General features: G+C 53.3%; 15 protein-coding genes. 6 read left to right on the top strand and 9 right to left on the bottom strand.

Going from position 1 to position 19,990, the window contains the following annotated elements:
• Nucleotides 1-162: 162 nt before the first annotated feature.
• From BJJ97_RS13405 to dinG, 6 genes are all read right to left on the bottom strand, one after another.
• Nucleotides 163-1,530 carry a TolC family outer membrane protein gene (locus tag BJJ97_RS13405; protein ID WP_095994267.1) on the bottom strand — a complete coding sequence of 456 codons (1,368 nt, stop codon included), beginning with the start codon at nucleotides 1,528-1,530 and terminating at the stop codon, nucleotides 163-165.
• 2 nt (nucleotides 1,531-1,532) lie between these two features.
• Nucleotides 1,533-2,861, bottom strand: a complete 1,329-nt coding sequence (locus tag BJJ97_RS13400; RefSeq protein WP_095994266.1) for an HlyD family type I secretion periplasmic adaptor subunit — start codon at nucleotides 2,859-2,861, stop codon at nucleotides 1,533-1,535.
• A 27-nt stretch (nucleotides 2,862-2,888) separates the two neighbouring features.
• The gene (locus BJJ97_RS13395) at nucleotides 2,889-4,616 is read right to left on the bottom strand and encodes a type I secretion system permease/ATPase (protein ID WP_095994265.1); all 1,728 of its coding nucleotides are present in this window, start codon (nucleotides 4,614-4,616) and stop codon (nucleotides 2,889-2,891) included.
• Nucleotides 4,617-4,633: 17 nt separating this feature from the next.
• Nucleotides 4,634-4,945, bottom strand: coding sequence for a protease inhibitor Inh/omp19 family protein (locus tag BJJ97_RS13390; RefSeq protein WP_095994264.1), 312 nt, complete (start codon nucleotides 4,943-4,945; stop codon nucleotides 4,634-4,636).
• 105 nt (nucleotides 4,946-5,050) lie between these two features.
• A complete protein-coding gene (locus BJJ97_RS13385; protein WP_095699128.1) occupies nucleotides 5,051-6,481 on the bottom strand; it encodes a serralysin family metalloprotease in 1,431 nt (476 codons plus the stop codon).
• Between the two features lie 511 nt (nucleotides 6,482-6,992).
• On the bottom strand, nucleotides 6,993-9,092 hold the full coding sequence (gene dinG / locus BJJ97_RS13380; protein WP_095994263.1) for an ATP-dependent DNA helicase DinG: 2,100 nt from the start codon (nucleotides 9,090-9,092) through the stop codon (nucleotides 6,993-6,995).
• Nucleotides 9,093-9,241: 149 nt separating this feature from the next.
• Between dinG and BJJ97_RS13375 the strand changes: the two genes are divergently transcribed.
• The 3 genes from BJJ97_RS13375 to BJJ97_RS22515 all read left to right on the top strand — a co-directional run bounded on the left by BJJ97_RS13375 (nucleotide 9,242) and on the right by BJJ97_RS22515 (nucleotide 11,016).
• Nucleotides 9,242-10,087: an AraC family transcriptional regulator gene (locus BJJ97_RS13375; protein ID WP_095994262.1), complete on the top strand. Its 846-nt coding sequence runs from the start codon at nucleotides 9,242-9,244 to the stop codon at nucleotides 10,085-10,087.
• A 52-nt stretch (nucleotides 10,088-10,139) separates the two neighbouring features.
• Nucleotides 10,140-10,787: a LysE family translocator gene (locus BJJ97_RS13370; protein ID WP_095994261.1), complete on the top strand. Its 648-nt coding sequence runs from the start codon at nucleotides 10,140-10,142 to the stop codon at nucleotides 10,785-10,787.
• Between the two features lie 121 nt (nucleotides 10,788-10,908).
• Nucleotides 10,909-11,016, top strand: coding sequence for a hypothetical protein (locus BJJ97_RS22515; RefSeq protein WP_095994260.1), 108 nt, complete (start codon nucleotides 10,909-10,911; stop codon nucleotides 11,014-11,016).
• A 153-nt stretch (nucleotides 11,017-11,169) separates the two neighbouring features.
• Here BJJ97_RS22515 and idi read toward each other — a convergent pair whose 3' ends face one another.
• The 3 genes from idi to BJJ97_RS13350 form a co-directional block, all read right to left on the bottom strand.
• Nucleotides 11,170-11,709, bottom strand: a complete 540-nt coding sequence (gene idi, locus BJJ97_RS13360) for an isopentenyl-diphosphate Delta-isomerase (protein WP_095994259.1) — start codon at nucleotides 11,707-11,709, stop codon at nucleotides 11,170-11,172.
• Between the two features lie 100 nt (nucleotides 11,710-11,809).
• Nucleotides 11,810-14,116 carry a beta-glucosidase BglX gene (gene bglX, locus BJJ97_RS13355; RefSeq protein ID WP_095994258.1) on the bottom strand — a complete coding sequence of 769 codons (2,307 nt, stop codon included), beginning with the start codon at nucleotides 14,114-14,116 and terminating at the stop codon, nucleotides 11,810-11,812.
• A gap of 346 nt (nucleotides 14,117-14,462) precedes the next feature.
• The gene (locus tag BJJ97_RS13350) at nucleotides 14,463-15,809 is read right to left on the bottom strand and encodes an aspartate aminotransferase family protein (RefSeq protein ID WP_095994257.1); all 1,347 of its coding nucleotides are present in this window, start codon (nucleotides 15,807-15,809) and stop codon (nucleotides 14,463-14,465) included.
• Nucleotides 15,810-16,225: 416 nt separating this feature from the next.
• Here BJJ97_RS13350 and BJJ97_RS13345 point away from each other — a divergent pair, with 416 nt between their 5' ends.
• The 3 genes from BJJ97_RS13345 (at nucleotide 16,226) to BJJ97_RS13335 (ending at nucleotide 19,980) form a co-directional block, all read left to right on the top strand.
• A complete protein-coding gene (locus BJJ97_RS13345; RefSeq protein ID WP_095994256.1) occupies nucleotides 16,226-17,245 on the top strand; it encodes an ABC transporter substrate-binding protein in 1,020 nt (339 codons plus the stop codon).
• 78 nt (nucleotides 17,246-17,323) lie between these two features.
• Nucleotides 17,324-18,334: an ABC transporter ATP-binding protein gene (locus BJJ97_RS13340; RefSeq protein ID WP_095994255.1), complete on the top strand. Its 1,011-nt coding sequence runs from the start codon at nucleotides 17,324-17,326 to the stop codon at nucleotides 18,332-18,334.
• A complete protein-coding gene (locus tag BJJ97_RS13335; RefSeq protein ID WP_095994254.1) occupies nucleotides 18,331-19,980 on the top strand; it encodes an ABC transporter permease subunit in 1,650 nt (549 codons plus the stop codon). The genes BJJ97_RS13340 and BJJ97_RS13335 overlap by 4 nt, the downstream gene beginning before the upstream one ends.
• The last annotated feature ends 10 nt before the right edge of the window (nucleotides 19,981-19,990 follow it).

Genomic DNA, 19,990 nt, shown 5'->3' with positions numbered 1-19,990 from the left:
ACTGAGGCGCGATATCACACAAAATCGAACCCTTTCTATTCGTCATGCATTTCTACTTTTCATACTTCACGTTACACGTGCGTAGACTTCCCTGCTGATAAAAATCATAGCCGGTTATCCGTATATGATTTTTATCATCTGTTTTAGTTTTTGATAGCCTTGTTATTGGCGAATGGTCTTGTTGTTGGCTAGTGACGTTGTTACAGGCTGAAACCAGGCCGCCAGTTCCAAAATATCTTTCTCGTTCAGCGTACCCGCGGTATAGCGCAGTAATAGCCATGCCTGAAGCCAGCTGTATTTCGCTTCCGCCAGTTCTCGTCGGGCGTTATACCAATCCTGTTCCGCCAGCAAAATATCCAGATTGATACGTTCTCCGCCTGCAACACTCAGCCGCGTGGCGTTGACCGCTTCTTGCGCCGACGAGGCCGTCATTTGCCAGGCCTTAATTTTCGCCGATCCGTTATTGTACAGGTTGTAGTACTTTTTCAATTCCGCCAGCGTTTTCTTGGTTTGATCGTCCAGCTCCGCCTGACTTTGCTGATATTCCGCCGCCGCCTGCCGCATGGATGCCGAGACGGAACCACCAGCGTAAAGGGGGACATTCAGCTGTAAACCGACGCTCTGCGTGTCGTATTTCTGGTTGTAGTTGTATTCACTTTCCGAACGGCTATTACGGGACGATGCGACCAGCGACAGCGTGGGCAAATGCCCGGCGCGGCTACGTTCGATTTCATAGCGGCTAATCGCCAGCCCTTCGCGCTGCGTCGCCAGTTTGGCATTGTGCTGCACAGCAAGATCGCGCCACTGCGCCAGCGTCTGCTTACCTGATTCCGCAGATGGCAGTTGAGTCAGCATCATGGGATACAGCGTCGTGATATCCAGCGCCGTCCCCGTCATATTTTCCAGATCGGTGATCGCAGCATCCAGATTATCCTGCTGCTCAATGCGCTGCGCCTCGATCAGCGTAAAACGCGCCTCCGTTTCCCGCACATCCGTTAGCGTGCCTTCGCCCGCCAGCAGCAGGCGTTTATTCAGCGCCAGCTGTTCCTGATACGCCCGCTGCTGCGCATCCAGCAACTGCAGCTTTTCCTGCGCCAGCAGCGCGCTGCTCCAGGCTTGATATAACCGCACCATCAAATCCTGACTGCGATCACGAAAACGCTGATCGGCCATCAGCGTGCGGGCAACGCCCTGCTGATAACGCGCCCAGGCTGCATAGTCCAGCAGCGGCTGGCGCAGCGATAGCGTTGACGTGTAGCTGTCGTAATCGCGTTTTAGCGTGTTGCCAGTAAAACTATCCGTTTGGGTGACTTTGGAATGGCTGCGGTTAGCGTTATAGCCATACTGGAGATTGGGAAGCAGATTGGCGCGCCCAATCGTCTCCTCTTCCTGACCTGCCGCATGCTCAAACCCCGCCGCGCGAAACTGGGCGTCGTTACGCAGCGCCAATTCCCAGGCATCAAGCAGCCCTAATGCGTTGGCCCCCGAAGAAAGCAGCCCAAACAACACGATTATCGCGATCCTTTGCATGATTATTCTTCCGTTAATGCCAGATGCAGGCGATCCATTAAAGGCTTAAAGAGATAATTGACGAACGACCGCTCTCCGGTACGAACAAACCCTTGTACTGGCATGCCGGGCTTGACTTCCAGCCCCTCCAGCGCACGTTTCCCAGCCTCATCCACCTGAACGCGCAGGCTGTAATAAGGTGAGCCGTCTCGCTCATCCAGCAGGCGGTCGGCGGACAGCAGCTCGACCGTTCCCGCCACGCGCGGCGTCGTGCTCTGGTTAAACGCAACGAACTGAAGCTCGACGGATAACCCCGGCCACACCTTATCCACCAGCTCAACGGGCAGACGCGCATCCACAAAGAGAGGCTGATCGTCCGGCACAATCTCCAGAAGCGTCTGACCCGGCGCAATCACACCGCCTTCTGTAAACACTTTCAGCCCGACCACCGTGCCGGAAACAGGTGCGCGCATCTGAATATTCGCCAGATTGAAATCGGCTTTTTCCTTCTTACTGCCCACATCGCTCAGCAGCGCCCGCACGTCCGCCAGCTCGCTGTTCACTTCTTTGTCGTATTCCTGCTGGCGCTGGGCGATCAGCAGCGTTTGTTGTTCAATATCACGACGGGTACGGTTGATATCCCCCGCCAGCTGGGCGATATCGCCGTTAAGCTGCGCCAGCAGACGTTCGTTCTCCAGCATTTTGTTGCGCGGGACATAGTTTTCCGCCGCCAGTGAGCGCAGCCCTTGCAGCTGTTGTTCCAGCGTCTCCCGCTGTTTCTGCTTACTGGACATCACCTGACGCTGAGCGCTGAGCGACGCCTCCATCCCCGCGATACTTGAGCGCATTCCTTCCGCTTCAAGTTTGAGCGACTGCTGACGGCTGTGCAGTAAATCACGCTGTAATGCCGTAATCACGCGCATCTCCGGTTTTTCCGCCAGCGGTTGCAGTCGAGGCGTCATCACCATGTCACTCAGGCGCTGCTGCTCGGCAAGCAGCCGACCTTCACGCGCGACCAGCTGTAAATACTGACCATCCAGCCCTTCACTCGCCGAACGCGCATCGACCTCATTCAGCGTTAGCAGAATCTGACCGGCCTCGACCCTGTCGCCGTCTTTCACCTGAATTTTATCGACGATGCCACCCTGATTGTGCTGCACAACCTTGCGATTGCCAGAAATCACGACGCTGCCATTCACCATGACGCCCTTGTCCAGCGGTGCAAACAGTGCCCACAGGAGAAAACCGCCGAACCCGGCGAGCACCAGCAACCACCCCAGACGCACGGCACGTTTTTCATCGCTCCGCGCCGTCTGGTTCATACTCTCTTCGCTTATTTCTGATGCGGACATGTCTTTCCCTGTATTCATCATTCCCTGTTACGGCTGGACAGCGGCGGCAGGTGTCATTTGTGCTTGATTGGCGGCACGACGCGGCTGCAATTCGTTCAGAATGTCGCGCGCTGGCCCAAAGCGCTGTTGCTTACCCTGATTGAGCACCAGAATTTTATGCGCCAGCGTGGTTAAGGCGGGACGATGCGTAATCAGTATCACCGTCGCTCCCCGCTTCTGAAGATGCGAAATCGCCTGCGCCAGCGCCATTTCGCCTTCGTTATCGAGGCTGGAGTTTGGCTCATCGAGTACCAGCAGGCAGGGGTCGCCATACACCGCACGCGCCAGAGCGATACGTTGCCGTTGCCCGCCCGACAGCCCGTTGCCGTCAGCACCAAGCGGCGTGTCATATCCCTGCGGTTGGCTAAGAATCATTTCGTGGACGCCAGCCAGCTTCGCCGCTGCGATAATTTTTTCCGCGTCATGCTCGCCAAAGCGGGAAATATTCTCCGCCAGCGTGCCCTTAAAGAGCTGCACATCCTGTGGCAGATAGCCCATTGCCGGGCCAAACGCCGTTTTATCTACCTGACTGAGATCGGCCCCATCCAGTCGAACCTTGCCACGCGTCGGGGTTTGCGTCGCAACCAGCAGACGTGCCAGCGTCGATTTACCTGAACCCGATGCGCCCAGAATCGCCAACGTTTCGCCTGCCTGAAGCGAGAAATGGATATCCTGCAATCTTGATGCCCCTTGCGGCGTCTGCAATAACACATTCTCGACGCTGAGCTGACCAACCGGCGCAGGCAGCGCCATCGCTTCCGCTTTGGGCGGATAAGCCGTCATGATACGGCTGAGTCGATACCAGGCCTGCCGCGCGCTGCTCAGCGGCTTCCAAATACCGATCAATTGATCGATAGGGCTCAACACGCGCCCGACAAGAATTGATCCCGCAATCATCATCCCCGGTGTGATTTCGCCCTTAATCGCTAGCATGGCCCCCACACCGAGCATCAGCGATTGCAGAAAAATACGCGCATGTTTTGATGCAGCCCCGACAACCGCGGCCCGTTCGCTCGCCAGATTTTGCAGCGTAATAAAACGGTAGTGTTGCCCCAGCCAACGACGGCGCAAATTAGGCAGCATCCCCATCGATTCAATGACTTCGGCATTACGCAGTTGCGTATCCGCAAGATGGGTCGCCTGTAACGCTTCATGGTTTGCCTCTTCCAAAGGCGACGTGGTGAGATACTGATTCAGCCATGCCAGCAGCACCAGCACCACCGTTCCTCCCAGCGCCAACAGGCCGAGAACCGGATGGATCAGGAACAGCACTAATAAAAAGAAGGGAAACCAGGGAATATCGAAGAAGGCAAACAGTGAGTTGCCTGTAATAAACTGCCGCAATAGCGTGAGATCGTTCAGCGCCTGACCCGCTTTGGCCTCTCCCGCTTCCAGATTGCGCTCAAATGCGGCGTTGAAGACCTGCTGATTCAGTTGCAGATCGATACGGGTGCCGAGCCTTACGACCACCAGACTTCGCACCCATTCGAGTGCCGCCATGAATATCCCCAGACCGGCAATCAGCAGAGTAAGCATCAGCAACGTGGTGCCATTCCCCGAAGCCAGTACGCGATCGTAAACCTGAAGCATATAAATCGAAGGCGACAGCATCAGTAGATTAACGATGGCGCTGAAAATCCCAATGCTCCAAAAGCTGCGCCGGAAAGGACGCAGTATACTCAACAACGAACGTTCCTTATTTGCTAGTTGACTCACTGCGTTTGCCTCTCCTGTCAGGGCTGTTTATGCAACGTACGTGCACTGCCATCAGGCAATATCAGCGTATAGCCCTCTTTTTCCTTGCTAAAGAACGCCACGGACTGGCCCTGTTCTTTCGTCAGCGTGATACCGTCCGGCGTCGGCCGCCATCCAGCAGGCACATCCGGCAGCAGCGCTTTTAAGCACGGTGCATCACCCTCAAGACGCCAGGTGTTATCCACTAACGGCGTATTGTGCAGCACGACCTCACACTGCTGTTCCCCGCCACGCAATTGCCATACGCCGCTTAGCTCACTTGCTGAAGGCAACTTCAAACTACTCGCCATACATCCTCCGCTTATTGCACTTAACAGCGCCGCGATGATTAACTTTTTCATAGTGGCCCCAAGTCGATAACAGAAAAGGACGGGGGTTACCCCGTCCTTGCTACATCACACGATAAAATCGGTTGCCGCAGAAGGCTGACCAACAATATGTACAACAAAGTCTGGCGTGGTCTGACCGGCAAAATTCAGCCACAGATCGGTGGTATTGCTATCGGCATTCCAGTTAAGCAATGCTTCATTACCCAGTCCGGTGAATGAATTGACGAACTGCAAATCACCTTTTTGATTCAACGCTGACAGATCGATTTTGTCGATGCCGCGTTGGAAATCAGTGATGGTGTCATAGCCGTTCTTATAGGAAGAATCGCTCGCGCTGGCATAGACAAAAATATCTTTGCCCGCACCGCCCGTCAGCGTATCTGCACCGCCGCCGCCGTAAATGACGTCATCGCCTGCACCACCGTTCAGGATATTATTCGCGTCATTGCCGATAATAATATCATTGCCGGAGCCGCCAATGGCGTTTTCGATCGTGACGCCGTGAGCGATAGAGACGTTACCTTTCAGGCCGCCAACATCAGAGAAACCGCCTTCATTCAGGTTGATACGCTGATCGTTTCTGTAACCAGAGAAATCAAACGTATCGTTACCACCTGCATCCCAAACGGAGAAAATCAGTTTTTGGCTATTGCTGGTGGTGGTATAGAAATCACGGCCGGTATTGGAGTTGAAACCGTATACCGTGTCACCGGTACGCGTGTTCATGTTTGCGCCGTACAGATATTGGATCGCTGTGATGTCATCAATCAGCGGACCCGCAGCATAGTGCCCCTGGAAATCGCCCCCAGTGTTTTGCTCACTCCAGTAGCTCATCAGGCTGAACTGGCGTGTATCTTCCGCGTAGGTTACATCGCGGTAGGTCGGGTTGCCTTCGCCGGCATTGTAAGAACCCGGGTGATTCAGGCCCAGCGCATGGCCGATTTCATGCGTCAGCGTCTGCTTGCCGTATTCCGTCGCCGGATTACGCACCGTGTCGGCGTTGTAGTTAAACCAGGCGCTGCCCGCTGCCGAGTGGTTACCCGGCATATAAGCATAAGCCTGAGTATCGTAGTCCAGTCGGCCACTTGAATCACGGGTGTAGTTACCAAACGTGATGGTGGCTTTTTGAGTAGCGCTAACCTGAGTAAACGTGATATTAGCGACATCTGACCACGATTGTAGAGACAGTTTGGCTTGTTGTTCCTGGGCTGCGCTGAATTTCACAAAGCCCTGATCGCCAGAAGGGATAGACTTCACGTTCTGTAAGAACGAATAGGTCAAATTAGCGGATTTACCGAATACATTCGTGCCATTCCAGGTCAGGCCGTCGCGGACGATTTCCTTGGCTGCCAGATCGCTTGTGAACGAGGGTTTGCCATTAAGCTGTCCATCGCCACGGGAGTGGTAATTATACAAGTCGTACACATCACTATATCCCGTACCCGCTGCATGCAATGCCGATTCAGCGGTATCCTTATCTTCATCTCGTAAAGCCATCTTTTCTTCTCCATAAGTCTGATCGGGATGATCAGAATCCTAAATCCCTTCATGCAATCGAGGTATTGCATGTACCGCACATAGCCGCGGTCTAATCCTTTCCTGGGTAGACAAAGCTCACTAAAAATATTTATATCCAAAAAACGCATATAAATAAAAATTATCTCTATAAGGAAATAATTAAGAAAGAACGCCAATTATTTTCAGATGATAAATAATAAGGTCACGGTGACTAATTTTTATTATTGGTATTGATATGGACAGCAAGAGAAACGGATGCCAAGCGGCATTCATTTTTGAAAAGGAAGGAATTTTTATTCACTGCGTTAATTTTCATCACGGTTCCTGTCCTTGGTTGATAAAACCGCGCTACGTAATGACATACTTTGTCACACGTATTAACGGCATCCTTGCTGTTCCGAGACAAATCTAACAAATAAGAATAAAAAAATATAGCGCTAAATAGGGACTAATTACCCCCTTATTCGGGGGACTGATATAGAGGATTTTGTTATGGCATATCCCGTTGTTCAATCGGGAAGACGGGCAGCGCCGCCAGCAGCTGTGCGCCATAGCCTTTAGTCAACAGGCGACGATCGTAAATGACGATTTCACCAAAGCAGTCATGGCTACGAATAAGGCGTCCAACCTGCTGGATGAGGTTAAACGAGGCGCTAGGCAAACTTTGTACGATAAACGGATGCCGTTTGAGGCTTTTTAACCATTCGCCTTCCGTCAGAATGACCGGGCTGTCGATAGGCGGAAACGCAATTTTATGGATATGCACCTGAGTAAGGAGCTCCCCTTTCAGATCCAACCCTTCCGCAAAGGACTGCAAACCAATCAGCACGCTGGTCTGGCCTTCCTGTACCCGCTGACGATGTAGCTCGACCAGCCTGTAGCGCGGCTTATCTCCTTGAACCAGTAGCATCAGGCGTAAATCGGTCACCTGCGTCAGAAAGAGCTGCATCGCACGCTGGCTGGCAAACAGCATCAGCATCCCTTTATGCTTATCCTGTTTTAGCTCCGCTCGGAAAAATTGCGCCATTTCAGCAATATGCTGCGCTTCAGATTCCATCAGCGGTTCATAACGCATTTTGGGAATCACCAGACGCCCCTGCTCGCGGTGGTTGAACGGCGAATCCAGCGCGATGAAAGTGTCCCCTTCCTGCTCGCTCAGGCCAGAAAGCTCCTGTATACGAGAAAAACTGTTCAGCGAGCGCAGCGTTGCCGAGGTCATCACAACGTGCGATACCTTCCCCCACAGCAGCCTTTCAAGCTGATCGCAGACGCGAATGCCCGCACAGTGCAGGTGAAGATGCGGCTGGTTATCGCGCATTTCCCGCGTTATCCATTTGGAGACCGGTGCGTTCGATGATTTCTCCATCGCCGCCAATCGCCACAGTTTACTCATAGACTCAAGGTAGCCCTGTTGGCGACTCATTTTCAGTAATGCCTGATAGACGCGCACCACGTCATGCTTGCCGGTTTTCTCGCTGAGATCGTTAAGCATATACTCCGCCAGCGCCCGCAGCGTGTCCGTCAGTTTGAACAACCGCACGCAGAGTTCACGCATTTCATCCGGCATTTTGCCCATCGCAAAACGGTATTCGGTTTCCTGCCCGTCATGCGGAAGAAACAGCCCGCACATTTGCGAGAAAGACAGCACGCACTCGCGGATCTCCTCACAGTGGCTGGTTAACCGCTCGCTGTTAGCGAGTCGCGGCGGTGATTTAGGCGCAAATTGCGCCATGCACTGGCCGATAAGCTGTACCAGCTGTTCCAGTTGCGCCATCATATAAGCCGGATGAATATCACCAGACATCTCCAGCGTATCGCGGGCAACGTCGGGGATATGGTGGCCTTCGTCGAGCACCAACAGGAGATTCTTAGGAGGAGGAAGTACCGATTCGCTTTCCATCGCCGCCATCACCAGCGCATGGTTGGTGACGACAACATCGGCCTGCTCGATCTCACGCCGGGCGATAAAGAACGGGCACTCGCGGTAATAATGACAGTTGTGCGCAAGGCAGTTCGCTTTGTCTGTACACAATTTCTGCCACAGGCTATCGTCAATTGAATCCTGATAATGATCGCGCAGCCCATCCCAGGCATGACCTTGCAGCGCTTTTTCAAGCCGCACACAGGTCCGTTTTTCCTCCTTGCTGGCGGACATCAGTTCATCATCCAGAAAGAGCGGTAAATCCCCCTGCGCATCGGGATCGGTTGCCAACATCGCCAAATTACGTGGGCAAATATAACGACGGCGGCCAAATGCAGCGGTGAATTTCAGTTCGGGAATAAACTTCTGCAACAGCGGCAAATCTTTGCTGTAAATCTGATCCTGCAACGCCACATTCGCGGTGCTGACCACCAGCGTTTTGTCCTCCGCACGCCCTACCGCAATACCCGGAATCAGGTAAGAAAGCGTTTTCCCGACGCCGGTTGGCGCTTCAATAGCCAAATGGCGCGGGTAATCACCCGCTAGCGTTTTCGCCACTTCGGCAATCATCTGTCGCTGGGGAACGCGGGAAATAAAATCCGGGATTTGCTCTTGCAGGGCCTTATACCATTGACCAATCTGCAATTTTATTGCGGGGGACAGCGTCATGCATACTCTGTATCTGGGTAATCTGGCCGCCATTGTCCCACAGACGCCCGGCGACGTCAGCCGATATCACGTTCGTGACCATTCCGACCTCGACAATCGTCTGCCCAGCGATTAGGGTTAAGCCCCCTATTTGTCACGAGCGGTAAGTTATGTCTTCAGTCCACGCCATTAACCAATCGTACTGGTTTTCGCCACGACTACCGCATGTTGAAAGCCGCAGCACGCGCAACAGCAGCCACGCCTATAAAACACACAGCCATGCGCAGTTCTCGATTGGCGCGATAGAACACGGCGAAACGCTTTGCCATTACCGCAACGAAACCCATCACTTACAGGTTGGCGATCTGATCTTCATCGATCCTCAACAGCCGCACAGCTGTAACCCGCTGCCCGGAAAAACACGCAGTTATCACATGCTTTATCTGGATACCGAATGGTGTCTCGATCAGATCGCGGCTCACTGTGGTTATCGGGCGGAGACCTTGCATTGCAACCGCGTTGTTCTGCGCGATCCCGCCCTGTTTATACGTTATCAGCACGTGGTTGCTCTACTGTATCGGGGAGACATAACATCGGCAGATAACCAGCTCAAAGCGATGCTGGAGCCCATTTGGCGACAATATTGCCAACCTGCGCCATCCTGCTTACCCGCCTTACCCCATCATGCTTCGCAAACCACGACGCGACACGTACGCGAACGTCTGCTGAATAATTTACAAGAGTCGCCCTCGCTGGAAACGCTGGCAGAGGAGCTGAACCTGCGGCGTGAAACCATCGTGCGGCAGTTTCGTCACGATACCGGCATTACACCGATGGCCTTCCTGAATAATGCCCGCATTGAGTATGCCAAATCGCTGCTGAAACAGGGCACACCGCTGGTTGATGCCAGCTATCAAAGCGGCTTCTGCGATCAAAGCCATTTCCACAAAACGTTTGTACAATACACCGCCGCAACGCCGGGTCAGTACGCGCGATCAATATTTGACAATAAATAGCCGAACACCTTGTCTAGACTGGCCTCGATTACTTATTGAGGTCAGAAATATCATGTTTATCAGTACGCTTTTTTCCGCCGATTCGCTCTTTCCCACCCATTTTCCTGCTCTGGCGCTGGCGCATTTTGTGGCGCTTCTAAGTCCTGGCCCAGACTTCTTTCTGCTGACAGCCTACGCCATTCGCTACCGACTGCGCGGCAGTGCGGGAATTTGTCTGGGCATCGCGCTAGGCAACGGCATTTACATTCTGCTGGCGGCGATCGGCTGGGCAGGCATTCAACATTCACCCACGCTGTTTACCCTCATCGAGTTAGGCGGTGCCGCTTATCTGCTCTGGATTGGTTATCAGCTAGTGAAAAGTCTCTCTGTGCTGTCGCTACAGGCGGATCAGCAGTCCGACAGTTGCCCGACGCTGCGTAAACAAATCCTGCTGGGGCTCGGCTCGGCGCTGTTGAATCCCAAGAACATGCTGTTCTACATCAGTCTGATGACCAGCATTCTTGGGCAACATGTGACACCTACGCAGCAAGTCGTCAGCGGTAGCTGGATGTTTTCTGTCGTTCTGGTGTGGGATCTGTTGATCGCCGCGCTGATCGCTCGCCCGCTGATTCAGCAGCGTTTAACCCGCTGGCTTAACCCGATTGAGCGCGGAGCCGGTGTCATTCTGATGTTTTTCGGTCTACTGCTGTTATTTCGATAATTGTCGTTTTACTAATTGTTATTTCGGTAATGAAGGGCAGTTAAAAAGCGCGGAGCGTTTTGGCCTTGTTTCATGGGCGGAAGGCTTTATAATTCGGGGCAATTAACAAAAGGATAACCTGATGACTCTTAAAAAAATCGGTATTATCGGTCTCTTTTCCCTGCTTGCCTTAGGTGGCATCTCCGGCATGATGCTGGTGGGTTACATTATTATCGTGCACTCGGGCTGAGGCTTTCGGCCCGCCGCGTTCACTCTATTCTTACGGCACCAATACACTAACGCACGAACGGTGCCACACGGAAACACGGCAATTAACGCGGTTATTTAGTCTAACGTGGTTGTTCGAGCTAACGTGATTTTTTAACTAATGCGACTGTTTTAACTAATGTGATTGCTCTGACTGAAACGTCTGCCAGTACTCAGGAATACGTGCGAAGGTCAGTTGGAACCAGGCTGTAAACTGTTCGGGCGTCGTCGCCATCTGCTGGGCAATCTCGTCTATCGACTGGTATACATAGTTCGACACTTCATCGGGATTTATCTGCGGCACATCGTCCGTCACGCCAAAATACACATGCCCCAGTTCATGCTCAATCAGCCCGTTATCCAGCGGCAAACGATAGGTCAGCGTAAACATCGGCGTCAGCGCACAGCGTAAACCCATTTCCTCATACAAGCGGCGATGTGCTGCCTGCAACGTCTCTTCACCGGGCGCAGGGTGACTACAGCAGGTGTTACTCCATAAACCGCCGCTGTGATATTTCTCCTCTGCGCGCTGCTGCAATAACAACTGCTGGCGAGAGTTGAAAACATAGACGGTAATCGCACGATGTAATGCTCCTTTTACATGCGCTTCCTGCTTTTCCATTACGCCCGTTGGCCTGTCATTTTCATCAACCAGCACCACTTCAGTCAACGGCATACCTTTCTCCTGCAATCCCTGATTCTCCGACGATTACACTGTATTACGGTCATCACAATCCATCTCGCCGCCAGTATTCCCGGCGGCGAGACAAACATCATTATAGCAGGGTGAAGCTATCGCTCTTCACTCGCTGTGAATCCAGACCAATCATCACGTCGAACTTACCGGGTTCCACCACCTGCTGCATGCGGGCATTGTAGAACTTCAGCGCGTCCTGATCGAGCGTGAAGGTGACCGTGCGGGATTCTCCCGGATGTAGCATCACTTTCTCAAAACCACGCAGCTCTTTCAGCGGACGGCTGATGGAAGCCACCACATCATGGAGATACAACTGGACTACCGTTTCCCCTGCGCGGCTGCCGGTGTTTTTCACCGTTACGCTGGCGTTGATCGTGCCGTTACGCTTCATTGTCTGGCTGGACAAACGCACGTCTGACACGCTGAACGTGGTGTAGCTCAAGCCGTAACCGAACGGATAGAGCGGCCCGTTGGCCTCATCGTAGTAGTGAGAGGTGTATTTGCCTGGATTTTCCGGCGTGTAAGGACGGCCGGACGGCAGGTGATTGTAATAAATCGGGATCTGGCCGACAGAACGCGGGAACGACATCGGCAGCTTGCCAGACGGGTTATAGTCACCAAACAGCACATCGGCGATCGCATTGCCACCTTCCGTACCGCTGAACCAGGTTTCCAGTAACGCATCAGCTTGCTGATCTTCACGCACCAGCGCCAGAGGGCGTCCGTTCATCAGTACCAGAACCAGCGGTTTACCCGTGGCTTTCAGCGCGGCAATCAGGTCACGCTGGCCTTGCGGCAGGTCGATGTTCGAACGGCTGGACGCTTCATGCGCCATCCCGGCCGCTTCGCCAACAACCGCGACGACGACATCCGCCTTCTTCGCTGCGGCTACCGCTTCATCGATCATGACCTGCGGCGGACGTTTATCCACCTGAACAGCATCTTCATACTGATTCAGGAAATCGATAATACCCTTGTGATTACTGACGTTGGCACCTTTAGCATAAAGAATGGTGGCTTTATCGCCGACGGCATTCTTCAGGCCCTGATAAACGGTAATCGTCTGTTTCGTGACGCCCGCAGCAGACCAGCTTCCCATCGTATCGCGCTGGCTGTCAGCCAATGGCCCCACAACGGCAATCGTGCCTTCTTTCTTCAACGGCAGCGTTTGCAGGCGGTTTTTCAACAGCACCAGACTCTTACGCGCCACGTCACGCGCATCCAGACGGTGTAAGCGACTTTCCGCGTTAGTATCTACCGGATCGGAACCGACTGGCCCCAAATGACGATACGGATCTTCAAACAGCCCCATATCATATTTCACGTTCAGCACCTGACGGCTGGCATCGTCGATCTCCTGCACGCTCACCGCTCCGCTTTTCACCAGCTCAGGCAGATAGCGCACGAAATACTCGTCGCTCATGCTCATGCCGATACCGGATTTAATCGCCAGACGCGATGCATCACGCGGATCGCTTGCCACGCCGTGCTTAATCAGTTCTTTAATCGCGCCGTGATCGGTAATGGTAATGCCTTTGAAATTCCACTGATCGCGCAGAACGTCTTTCAGCAACCAACTGTTGGAAGTAGCTGGCGTACCGTTGATTGAGTTCAGCGCGACCATCACGCCGCTGCTGCCCGCGTCAATCGCCGCTTTGTAAGGCGGCATATAGTCCTGGAACATGCGCTGAGGGCTCATGTCCACGGTGTTATAGTCGCGTCCGCCTTCCACCGCACCGTAGAGCGCGTAGTGTTTTACGCTGGTCATCAGCGAGTGGCGTCCGGTTACGTCATCGCCCTGAAAGGATTTGACTACCACACCGGCAATTTTGCTGGTCAGCCAGGTATCTTCACCGAAGCCTTCTGACACACGGCCCCAGCGCGGATCGCGGGTGATATCCACCATCGGCGCCCAGGTCATGTTCAGACCGTCTTCCGTCGCTTCATACGCCGCTACGCGCGCACTTTTCGCAATCGCGTCCATATCCCAGCTAGAAGCTAGGCCCAGCGCGATAGGGAAAATCGTGCGCTGGCCATGCACCACATCGTAGGCGAAAAACAGCGGGATCTTCAGGCGGCTGAGCTGCATCACCTGATCTTGCATCTCACGGATATCTGGACGGGTCACTGTATTAAAAATCGCGCCAACCTGGCCGTTTCTGATCATTTCCCGAATGGCTTCTTTCGGGTTATCCGTCCCGACGCTGATTAATCGGAGCTGGCCGATTTTCTCTTCCAACGTCATTTTCTTCAGCAGATCCGTGACAAACGCATCACGTTGCTGATGTGAAGGCGATATTGAGGCCGGCGCAGACGTCAGCTCCTGCGCAAACGCCGGATTACAGGCAAGTCCAATTGCTATAGTCAGTGAAGTAAGCCATTTCATTCGTTATAAAGACCCAGTCAATCCAGGCGTCAGAGTCAGAACAGCGCGCTGAAGCACAAGACAGGTTGAAGATTCCGACGGTCACATCCCTTCTCTGACAAGGCAAAAAACACCTTCTCCTGCCTTAAGCGAATAAGGCTTCCCGATAGTGGTTGCCGCACCGACGCACTCAAATGCACAGCGCGTAATATAGTGCATTTGTTGAGGTTTCATTTAATAAAAACTGCAAGAATAATGCTAAACGATACGCAAAACTCACATTCAGCGAGGGCAGCGACGGGGAAAACGCATGGCATAGAGCTGCATGCGGCGGACGGCGACCGACGCATGCGTATCTGAAGGGAAATTAACGCCGATGTGACTGCAAGCTTAACGCGCGATCGAGTGCCCCAACCAGCCAATCAATGTCATGCTCCTGAAAGGCTAACGGCGGGCGTAACTTCAGCACATTGCCATAGGGGCCCGCAACTGACGTGAGAACTCGCTCAGCTCGAAGTTGCTCGACCACATCCAGCGCCAGCGCTTTATCCGCCGCTTTTGTTTCGCGATCGCTGACCAGTTCAAAGCCGATAAACAGCCCTGCTCCGCGCACATCGCCGATACACGCATGGCGATCGGCAAGCAGCATCAGTTCCCGCTTCAATTTTTCCCCGACAATGCGGCTATGTTCCTGTAAACCTTCCTCATGAATAACGTTGAATACCGCCTGTGCGGCCGCCATCGATACCGGATTTCCACCAAAGGTATTGAAGTAGGGAATTTCATCGCTGAATGCCGCCAGCACATCGGCTTTTGCCAATAATGCCGACACCGGTATACCGTTGCCCATAGGTTTGCCCAGCGTCACGACATCAGGCACGATCCCATGCCGACCGAATCCCCAAAAATGCTCACCCGTGCGGGCAAAACCGGGCTGGACCTCATCGGCGATGAAAATCCCGCCATTGGCATGAACCACATCGATCGCCGGTTTCAGGTAGCCAGCCGGTCCCGGTAATACGCCATCCGAAGAAAAAATGGAATCAGCCAGAAAACCGGCAAATTTGATGCCGTTCGCTGCCATGTCATCAATTTGCAATTGAATTTGCTGCGCGAACCAAGCACCCAGGTCTGGCGCATTTACCCGATAGCGATCGGGAGCAGGCACAAGGCGCGTTGTTGCCGCCAAAGCCTGACCGCTTCCGAGCGCAGGCGACGCGCCAGACGTTAACTCACTGGTCCCATGGTAGGCTTCTCGGCTCACAATAATGCCCGTTCCGCCACTATAGGCACGCGCCACACGAATCGCCAGATCGTTAGCCTCCGACCCGGTACACATATACATCGCCTTATTGATGGCGGCTGGCACAGTGCTCAGAATATCCGCAGAGTAATCCAGGATACGTTCGTGCAAATAACGGGTATGGGTATTGAGCAGACGCATTTGCTCGTGAACCGCATTGATGACCGCAGGATGACAGTGCCCGATACTGGCAACATTGTTGTAGACATCCAGATACTTATGTCCGGCAGCATCCCACAGATATTGCCCCTCACCGCGAACCAGATGGACCGGATTACGGTAGAACAAACGGTAGGAATCCCCTAACACCTGAGTCCGCCTATTCGTCAGTCTGCGGGTATCCTCATCCAGCGCATCCGCATGCTCAGCGCGAAAGCTGTTGGTATCCATGATAGTTGAGCGTGTCGCCATAATAATTCCTGTTTCAAAGGTTGTGGCCCGACTGCGTATCACAGGGATAAAACGCATCGCGCATGTTCAGATAACACTCACCCTACACCAAAAGCAATAAAATACACAAATACAAAAAAATGCACTTTTTTGATGCACAAAAATGCCAAAAAAGTGCAATAAACTCGTCATAAAAAGTAATGCATTGTTCAACGCATCCGTTTACCTATTCGTTCACATGGATACGGATACCAACAATTCATTAATAAATATATATATTTTTACATAACCCCTCACCAAATTAGAAAATGGCACGATTAGTGCTAAAACTTCAGACCACTCGCGATAAACACAAAAATACACAGAACGAGCAATACGCCGTTCGAGACGAGGGGAACACCGATGCCAATATTTTCCACAACCGTAGGGGAACATTTATGAACCGATTTTCATTTCGCCGCGCCAGTCTGATCGCTGCGCTCACCTGTACCACACTGGTTAACGCTGCGGCACACGCAGGCACCATCACGGTCTATACCTCTCTGGAAGAAGATGAGATCAAGGATTACGTCGCGCAGGCCAAGAAGGATTTGCCCGACCTGACAATTAACGTATTGCGCTTGTCCACTGGCGACCTTGGCCCACGGATTCTGGCTGAATCCAAAAATCCACAACATGACGTCATTTGGGGCTGGGCCGTTACCAGCGTGATGGATCCGCGTTTATCTGCCTTATTGGAACCCTACGAGGCCAAAGGCAGTGATAACCTCGCGGCTACCTACCGCGCTCCCGATCACAAATGGTTTGCTGCAACGGGCTATATGGCAGCCTTTTGCGTCAACACCGAAGCGCTAAAGGCCAAGAAACTTCCCGTTCCCGCGTCCTGGCAGGATCTGACTAACCCGATCTATAAAGGTGAGGTCGTGATGCCAAACCCCGTTTCCTCCGGCACAGGCTACCTGCAAATCGCCGCACTGCTGCAATCGAAGGGGGAACAAAACGGCTGGGCCTTTCTGAAATCGCTGGATGGCAATATTGCCCAATACACCAAGTCAGGATCGCGCCCGTGTAAAGCAGCACGTACAGGGGAATACGCTATTGGTGTATCACTGGCTTTCGCCGCGATGCAGTCAATTGAAGAAGGCTACCCGGTCAAAATGGTGATCCCAAACGATGGCGCAGGCTATGAGTTGGAGGCCTCCGCTCTGATGAGCGCCGCCAAGAACAAACCGGATGCCAAACGCTTCCTCGACTGGACACTTTCCAGTCATGCCGCCGCGCTGTACACCAAATATAAAGAGATCGTGACAATCCCTGGCGTTGAACAGTCCAAAGCCGCGCAAATGGCAGGTCTGCCAGCCGATCTCACACACGTACTCTACCCTGTGGACTTCACCAAAAGCGCCAACGAACGCGACGCCACACTGGCAACTTGGCAAAAATCCATCGGCCGATAATGGTCTGTATTCGCAGTAAAGACTGCCGCGCAGCGTACTTTATCCCTTCGCGGCAGCCGTAATTAAGAGGTCGCATTCATGGCTCTGGTTATTCAAAATCTTTATAAAAGCTTTGAGGGCTATGTCGCTCTCGACCGTATCAATTTGTCGATCGACAATGCCGAATTTGTCTGCCTGCTTGGCCCCAGCGGCTGTGGCAAAACGACATTGCTGCGCATCATTGCCGGGTTGCTAAGCTGCGATGGAGGGAAAATCACGTTAGACGATCGCGATCTGGTCAACGTGCCTGCGCGAGAAAGGGGCTTTGGCATCGTCTTTCAGTCCTACTCACTCTTTCCCCACATGACGATTGCACAAAATATTGGCTATGGGCTGAAAATCCGCCAGACCCCAGCAGAGGAAATGACCGCACGCGTTAATGACCTGCTGGATACCGTACGCCTGAGCGGATTCGGCGATCGTTACCCTAATCAGCTTTCGGGAGGACAACAACAGCGCGTCGCTATTGCACGTGCACTGGCGGTCAACCCTTCTCTGCTATTACTGGATGAGCCCCTTTCGGCACTGGATGCGCGCGTACGTGCCGGACTACGTCAGGAGTTACGTGACGTGCAACAGCGACTCGGCATTCCAACCCTGATGGTCACACACGATCAGGAAGAAGCGATGAGCATGGCGGATAAAATCATTTGTATGCACGGCGGACGTATTGTGCAGGAAGGGACACCACACGAACTCTATACCAGCCCACGCACACGTTTCGTTGCCGAATTCATGGGACACAGTAATTTACTGTCGCGCAATGTCGTCAGCACCTGCATGCCTGAACTGATCCCCTCGGCACAGGAACCTGCGCCGCCGGAAGACGCTGAACTGTTTATTCGCCCTGAACGGATTGCCCTGCATAAAGCTGAAAGCGCGGAAGGGAAGGTCATCAGCACCAGCTTCCTCGGCAGCATCCAACGCGTGCAGGTGATGTGGAAATCACAGCCGCTCTTGGTCGAGACCAGCAGCGCCGTCAACTGGTCCCCTGGTGAATTTGTTCATCTTTCGATTCGCGCAGAAGACTGCGCCTGGGTGCAAGCATGAATCAATCACGTCTCCCTCCGCAAACCGTTAGCGATCGCTGGCTATCCCGTCTGTGCCTGTGGCTCCCGCTACTGGCGTTACTCATGTTTTTCGGCATACCCATGCTGAGCATCGTTTGGCACAGCCTGCTGGACGATCAAAGCGGCACCGTGGGGCTATCAAACTATTTGGCACTGACGGACTCGCCCGGCATCTGGCGGGCAACAGCAAACAGTCTATTACTCGGCGTCGTTACCACGTTGGTCACCCTCTTGCTGGGATTTATTGTCGCCTATGGGCTGGAATGTACTGCCATGCCCGCCAAACGTTTTATCGCCTTTTCAACCGCGCTTCCTATACTAGCCCCTTCGCTGGTGTTGGGATTAGGACTGATTTTTCTGTTGGGGAGAAACGGTATCATCGGTAATCTTCTTGGCGTGCGATTGGATATTTATGGCTTTTGGGGGCTATTGATTGCCAACGTCCTGTACGCGCTGCCGCAGGCGATTCTGATCATTCGTACCACGCTGCGCCATAGCGATACCCGTCAGTATGAAGCGGCTAACGTTCTGGGCGCGTCCGACTGGCGACAATTTTTGGATATCACCCTTCCCGGCCTGCGATATGGCCTGCTGAGTGCGGCCTTTGTCATCTTTACCATTACGATCACGGATTTCGGCAACGCCATTGTCATCGGCGGTAACTTCTCGGTGCTGGCAACCGAAATCTACAGCCAGGTCAGCGGCCAGATGAAATTCGGCATGGGAGCCGTCGTCGGGATCCTACTCCTGCTGCCTGCTGCCGCATCGATCTGGATAGAACGCGCAACGGCCAGACGGCAAAAAGCCATCGGAACACAGGCGGCTATCCCACACGTTCCGCAGCCATTACGCACACGCGATATGTCGTTCTATCTGGCAACCATGGCTATCGCACTCACGATTGTCGCCGTGATTGGCACCGTCATTATCGCCAGCATGATACGCCTATGGCCGTACCGTCTGGACCTGACCCTAAAACATTACGATATCGATCTCGCAGGCGGCTATACGCCACTGTGGACGTCAGTCTGGATTTCCGCACTGGCGGCGGTGGTCGGCACCGCGCTGCTATTCCTGCTCACATTCGGTATTCACCGTCAACCGGGCAAAGTCGCCAATGCCGCCGTGCTGCTTAGCGCACTGCCTGTTGCCGTTCCCGGTTTGGTATTGGGGCTATCTTATGTGTTCACATTCAATACCGCCGATCTTCCCTGGGGTATGCTGTATGGATCGGCACTGCTGGTGGCATTATGCAATTATTATCACTACCACACGCAGGGCTACACCACGATGATGATGGGGATACGTAACGTGCCGCATGCGATGGAAGATGCCACAACGGTTTTAGGTGGTGGCGTGGTGCGCATTCTGCGCGATGTCTACCTGCCAGCGATGCGTGTCACGCTGATTTCGGTCGCCATGTTTTTATTCATGCGCTCAATGGTTACACTATCGGCCGTGATTTTTTTGGTCACGCCATCGCTGCCTTTAGGTGCCGTCACCGTTATGCGACTGGATGAAGCAGGCTTTACGTCACAGGCTGCCGCCTTTTCGACCTGTATTATGGGGATTGTTGCCATGACGGCACTACTTCTGCATCTTGTAACAGAGAAGCGGAAATCATAGTAACTGGTTT

The organism is Pectobacterium polaris (genome assembly GCF_002307355.1).
Taxonomy (GTDB): Bacteria; Pseudomonadota; Gammaproteobacteria; order Enterobacterales; family Enterobacteriaceae; genus Pectobacterium; species Pectobacterium polare.
Note: the sequence above shows the minus strand (reverse complement) of the source record. Positions and strands in the feature narration are given on the sequence as shown.

Excerpts from the sequence above, each read along its gene's own strand:
- BJJ97_RS13340 (WP_095994255.1), top strand. The coding sequence starts at position 17,324 with ATGGCTCTGGTTATTCAAAATCTTTATAAAAGCTTTGAGGGCTATGTC.
- BJJ97_RS22515 (WP_095994260.1), top strand. The coding sequence starts at position 10,909 with ATGACTCTTAAAAAAATCGGTATTATCGGTCTCTTTTCCCTGCTTGCC.
- BJJ97_RS13390 (WP_095994264.1), bottom strand. The coding sequence starts at position 4,945 with ATGGCGAGTAGTTTGAAGTTGCCTTCAGCAAGTGAGCTAAGCGGCGTA.
- BJJ97_RS13350 (WP_095994257.1), bottom strand. The coding sequence starts at position 15,809 with ATGGCGACACGCTCAACTATCATGGATACCAACAGCTTTCGCGCTGAG.
- BJJ97_RS13375 (WP_095994262.1), top strand. The coding sequence starts at position 9,242 with ATGTCTTCAGTCCACGCCATTAACCAATCGTACTGGTTTTCGCCACGA.
- idi (WP_095994259.1), bottom strand. The coding sequence starts at position 11,709 with ATGCCGTTGACTGAAGTGGTGCTGGTTGATGAAAATGACAGGCCAACG.
- BJJ97_RS13385 (WP_095699128.1), bottom strand. The coding sequence starts at position 6,481 with ATGGCTTTACGAGATGAAGATAAGGATACCGCTGAATCGGCATTGCAT.
- BJJ97_RS13400 (WP_095994266.1), bottom strand. The coding sequence starts at position 2,861 with ATGTCCGCATCAGAAATAAGCGAAGAGAGTATGAACCAGACGGCGCGG.
- bglX (WP_095994258.1), bottom strand. The coding sequence starts at position 14,116 with ATGAAATGGCTTACTTCACTGACTATAGCAATTGGACTTGCCTGTAAT.
- dinG (WP_095994263.1), bottom strand. The coding sequence starts at position 9,092 with ATGACGCTGTCCCCCGCAATAAAATTGCAGATTGGTCAATGGTATAAG.
- BJJ97_RS13335 (WP_095994254.1), top strand. The coding sequence starts at position 18,331 with ATGAATCAATCACGTCTCCCTCCGCAAACCGTTAGCGATCGCTGGCTA.
- BJJ97_RS13345 (WP_095994256.1), top strand. The coding sequence starts at position 16,226 with ATGAACCGATTTTCATTTCGCCGCGCCAGTCTGATCGCTGCGCTCACC.
- BJJ97_RS13405 (WP_095994267.1), bottom strand. The coding sequence starts at position 1,530 with ATGCAAAGGATCGCGATAATCGTGTTGTTTGGGCTGCTTTCTTCGGGG.
- BJJ97_RS13370 (WP_095994261.1), top strand. The coding sequence starts at position 10,140 with ATGTTTATCAGTACGCTTTTTTCCGCCGATTCGCTCTTTCCCACCCAT.